5 protein-coding genes and 1 pseudogene are annotated in these 4395 nt (G+C 63.0%); all 6 read right to left on the bottom strand.

Going from position 1 to position 4395, the window contains the following annotated elements; genetic code table 11:
• Positions 1-245, bottom strand: a pseudogene (locus tag AC5E6N_RS23515) (transposase); the annotation flags it as partial.
• 79 nt (positions 246-324) lie between these two features.
• Positions 325-1386 carry an ABC transporter ATP-binding protein gene (locus tag AC5E6N_RS23510; protein ID WP_491750081.1) on the bottom strand — a complete coding sequence of 354 codons (1062 nt, stop codon included), beginning with the start codon at positions 1384-1386 and terminating at the stop codon, positions 325-327.
• Between the two features lie 10 nt (positions 1387-1396).
• Complete coding sequence (locus tag AC5E6N_RS23505; RefSeq protein ID WP_491750080.1) at positions 1397-2449, bottom strand: NAD(P)-dependent alcohol dehydrogenase; 1053 nt, start codon at positions 2447-2449, stop codon at positions 1397-1399.
• Positions 2450-2453: 4 nt separating this feature from the next.
• Complete coding sequence (locus AC5E6N_RS23500) at positions 2454-2705, bottom strand: DUF2160 family membrane protein (protein ID WP_491750079.1); 252 nt, start codon at positions 2703-2705, stop codon at positions 2454-2456.
• A 4-nt stretch (positions 2706-2709) separates the two neighbouring features.
• Complete coding sequence (locus tag AC5E6N_RS23495; RefSeq protein ID WP_491690738.1) at positions 2710-3546, bottom strand: carbohydrate ABC transporter permease; 837 nt, start codon at positions 3544-3546, stop codon at positions 2710-2712.
• A 6-nt stretch (positions 3547-3552) separates the two neighbouring features.
• On the bottom strand, positions 3553-4395 hold an 843-nt coding region (locus AC5E6N_RS23490), incomplete at its 5' end, for a carbohydrate ABC transporter permease (protein ID WP_491750078.1).

Genomic DNA, 4395 nt, shown 5'->3' with positions numbered 1-4395 from the left:
TTTCGCATGATGGCTGTTATTGCGACTTTTGGTGGTTTTCCCGCGTTGATCATTGATTGGTATTTGTGTTTGAGGTCGGGATTGAATCGGATAGCGACCAGCGCCGGCATGTAGAGAGCATCGCGCAGGAATTTCCGGCCGCCCTGGATAAAGGCCTTGCCTTTCCATTTTCCCGATTGGCGTGTCATGGGCGCCAGACCGGCCAGGCAAGCGGCCTGTTTTCTGTCGAGCGTGCCGATCTGCGGGCATTCGATCCGGCCGTCAGGAGCAAGGATCATGGCCCCCACGGTTTGCGCGCATTGCACGGTCACGAACATGCTTCATTCAAATACGCTGCTCGGTTCCGGCGTCGAAGAGATGTACCTTCAAAGGATCGATTCTGAAGCTTATCGGCTCACCAGGGCGCGCCGAGACGCGCTCCTTGACAATGGCGTCCAGCAATTCATTGCCCGACTTGGCAAAAATTTGGGTCTCTGAACCGGTCGGCTCGACGACGACGACATTCAGTTCCACGCCGCCTTCACCTATCTCAATATGCTCGGGACGGATTCCATAGGTGACTTCCATTCCGTCCGCCGGCGACGCTTCGGGCAGTGGAAGCTGAAGGCCGCCATCTGAAACAAAGACCTTGCCTCCCTCTTTCGATGCAATTTTCCCGCGTATGAAGTTCATTGAAGGCGAACCTATGAAGCCGGCGACAAAGACGTTGCGCGGGCGGTCGTAGAGATCAAGCGGAGCGCCGATCTGCTCCACTCGTCCGTCCTTCATGACAACGATCTTGTCGGCCATCGTCATGGCCTCGATCTGATCGTGCGTCACATAGACGATTGTCGTCCCAAGACGGTGGTGGAGTTCCTTTATCTCGACCCGCATCGTCACCCGCAGCTTGGCGTCGAGGTTCGACAGGGGTTCGTCGAAGAGGAAGACCTGAGGATCGCGGACGATCGCGCGGCCCATCGCAACACGCTGCCGCTGGCCGCCGGACAGCTGTTTGGGAAACCGGTCCAGCAGATGGCCGAGGTCGAGGGTTTCGGCGGCGGCCCGTACCTTCTCCTGGATTTCCACGGCCGGGCGCTTGGCCATCCTGAGCGGGAAACCGATATTGTCGAACACTGTCTTGTGCGGATAGAGCGCATAGCTCTGGAACACCATGGCGATGTCGCGCTCCTTGGGCAGAACGTCGTTGACCACCTTGGGGCCGATGGAAATGGTGCCGTCGCTTATCTCCTCCAATCCCGCAAGCATTCTAAGAAGTGTGGATTTGCCGCATCCGGAGGGACCGACCAGGACGACGAACTCACCATCCTCGATGTCGATACTCACACCGTGCATGACCTGAACGGCGCCGTACCGCTTGACCACATTGTCGATCTTCACATCGGCCATTGGCGCCTCCCTATTGCGGCAGCACGATTTGCATCTTGACATCTTCCGGTGGGGCCGAGGCGGCGCGCTCGAAGGCACGAACGCTGTCGTCGAACTCGAACGTCCGGGTGATGAGCGGCTTCACGTCGATCGCGCCCGAGGCCAGCATGGCGACGCAGCGCGGAAAGACATGGGCGTAGCGGAAGACGTTCTCGACCCGCGCCTCGCGCACCATCGCGGCGCCGGAATCGTAGCTGATCGGGTCGGGCTGGCCACCGATCATCACCACGCAGCCGCCGGGGGCCAGCGGCTCGAACACACGCGCGGCCGCCTGGGGCGAGCCCGTCGCCTCGAACACCACATCCGCGCCCCAGCCGCCGGTGCCGCGCCCCACCAGGGCGGCCAGATTCCCGTCGCGGGCGTCCACCGGCGTGATCGCGGGGCTCAGGCCGGCCGCGATGCCAAGTTTTGTCTCGGACAGGTCAGTGACATAGACCCGCGCGCAGCCTGAGGCCAGCGCCGCGAGCGCGGTGACCAGCCCGATCGGACCCGCACCCAGCACGGCCCCGACATCGCCGGGCCGGATGCGTGCCTTCGCGGCGGCGTGCACGCCGACGGCGAGCGGCTCGACCATCGCGGCCTCGGCGAAGCTCACATTGTCGGGCAGCCTGTAGGTGAACACCGCGGGATGCACGCAGGTCGGCCGGAGGATGCCGTGCACCGGCGGCGTCGCCCAGAACCGCACCGCGGGATCGACATTGTACATCCCCAGCCGCGTCGCCCTGCTGTCGGGATCGGGCATGCCCGGCTCCATGCAGACCCGGTCGCCGGCCTTGAGCGTCGTCACCGCCTCGCCGGTCTCGATCACCGTGCCCGACGCCTCGTGCCCCAGGATCATCGGCTCGCGCACCACGAAGGGGCCGATCCGCCCTTGCGTATAGTAATGGACGTCCGACCCGCAAATGCCCACCGTATGGAGCTCGATCCGCACGTCATGCGCGCCAAGGCGCTCCTCGTCGCGGTCGATCTGCGGATAATCGCGCAGCGAGAGTTCGTCCTTGCGTTCCAGAACGAGCGATTTCATGCGGCTACCCCTTGCGGATGAGCAGCGCGGCAAGCGCGATGCCGATGGCGTTGGCGATCCAGATCGACAGGCCCGGCGGCTCGACGAAGCGGAACCAGAACAGGCACAGGGCGATCCAGATCACCACGGCGATGAACAGACGGTCGAACCAGTTGGTCTCGATGGGCAGGAAGCCCTGCCTTTCCACGGCGGCGTCCCGCTCCCGCCGGTCTTCCGGCGGGGCGGAGGCAAGCCGGTCTTCGCCGTCGGTCTTCATCGGATCACCCTTTCACCGCGCCGAAGGTCAGCCCGGTCACGATATGCTTCTGGACGAGGCCGAAGACCAGCAGCGCCGGGATGAGCGTGAAGACCGAGATGGTGGCCATCGTGCCCCAGGCTGTGCCGGTGGTGGTGACATATTCCGACAGCCCTGTGGTGAGCGTGCGCGCGTTGAAATTGGTCAGCGTCGCCGCCAGCAGATATTCGTTCCATGCGAACATCCAGGTCAGGATCAGCGTCACGGCCAGGCCCGGCCGGCACAGCGGCAGGACGATCTCGGTCAGAACCTTCCAGGTGCTTGCGCCGTCCACATAGGCGGCCTCCTCCAATTCGCGCGGAATGGCGTCCAGCGTCGGGCGCAGCGTCCAGATTGCGAAGGGCAAGTTGAAGGTGCAGTAGACCAGAACCATTCCGATACGCGTGTCCAGCAGCGTGAAGTCCCCGATGCGGTAGGCCTGGGTCATCAAGAGGAACAGCGGCAGCAGGAAGACCGCCGGTGGCGCCATCCGGTTCGTGATCGTCCAGAAGAAGATCGATTCCCGCCCGCCGAGATTGAACCGCGTCAGGGCATAGCAGGCGAAAAAGCCCAGGATCGTGCAGAGCACCGCGTTGCTGGAAGAAATGATGAGCGAGTTCAGCATATATTCCCGCAAGGTGCGGTCGTTCAGGACGTCAATGTAATTCTGCCAGTAGATGTCGCGCAGGATGATCTGCGGCGTCGTGAACAGGTCCACGGCGGGCTTCACCGAGATGACGAAGAGCCAGTAGATCGGGAACAGCGTCAGAAAGCTGATCAGGATCCAGATCAGGACCAGGAGCCAGGGGTTGGTCTTCTTCATCCTCTTCTACCCCTTTCGCGGCTTTCGGGGGGCGAGCATGCCCGTGTAGAGCGCCCAGCAGATGACGATCGTGATGTAGAGGACGATGACCGAGATCGCCGAGCCGTAGCCGTAATTGGTGCGGGGGAAGACTTCCTTGAAGATATGCACGCCCACGAACCGCGTCGCTGACCCCGGCCCTCCTCCGGTCAGCATGAGCACCTCGTCGACGGTGCGCAGCGCGTCCATCAGGCGGATGAAGAGGGTCGCCAGGACCGCCGGCGCGATCATGGGCAGCGTGATGTGCCAGAAAATCTGCCATCTGCCCGCGCCGTCGATCTGGGCCTGCTCGAACGGGTCCGGCGGCAGCGACACCAGCGCTGCGATCAGGGTGAGCGTGACCAGTGGCGTCCAGTGCCAGACATCCATCACAACGGTCACCGCGAAGGCCGCCAGGGCGCTGTTGCCGATATTCAGGTCGAAGCCGAACCAGCTGTCCAGCAGATGGGGGATGATTCCGATGGATGGCGTCGTCATCAGCTTCCAGACCGAGCCGACGATGATCGGCGCCATGATCAGCGGCAGGGTGTGGATGGTTCGGAAGATCGCCTTGCCGGGGAAGTCCTTCATGAAGGCCTGCGCCAGGGCGTAGCCGAGAACCAGCTGGGTCAGGACGGCGAAGAAGACGAAGGCGCCGGTCGCCCCCAGGGAGGCCAGGAACCTCTCGTCGAAGACGAGGCGCCGGAAATTGTCGGCCCCGTTGAAGGTGATCTCGGGGTTGGCCGCGAAGGGGTTCCACTGGTGGAACGAGACGAAGACGACATAGAGGACCGGCAGTACGCCGCGGAGGACCAATATGACGAGCGTCGG

This window comes from Hoeflea sp., assembly GCF_984452065.1.
The sequence above is the reverse complement of the archived record's forward strand: the minus strand, read 5'-3'. Positions and strand labels throughout refer to the sequence as shown.

Coding starts and splice junctions, on each gene's coding strand:
- AC5E6N_RS23495 (WP_491690738.1), bottom strand. CDS start 3,546: ATGAAGAAGACCAACCCCTGGCTCCTGGTCCTGATCTGGATCCTGATC.
- AC5E6N_RS23500 (WP_491750079.1), bottom strand. CDS start 2,705: ATGAAGACCGACGGCGAAGACCGGCTTGCCTCCGCCCCGCCGGAAGAC.
- AC5E6N_RS23505 (WP_491750080.1), bottom strand. CDS start 2,449: ATGAAATCGCTCGTTCTGGAACGCAAGGACGAACTCTCGCTGCGCGAT.
- AC5E6N_RS23510 (WP_491750081.1), bottom strand. CDS start 1,386: ATGGCCGATGTGAAGATCGACAATGTGGTCAAGCGGTACGGCGCCGTT.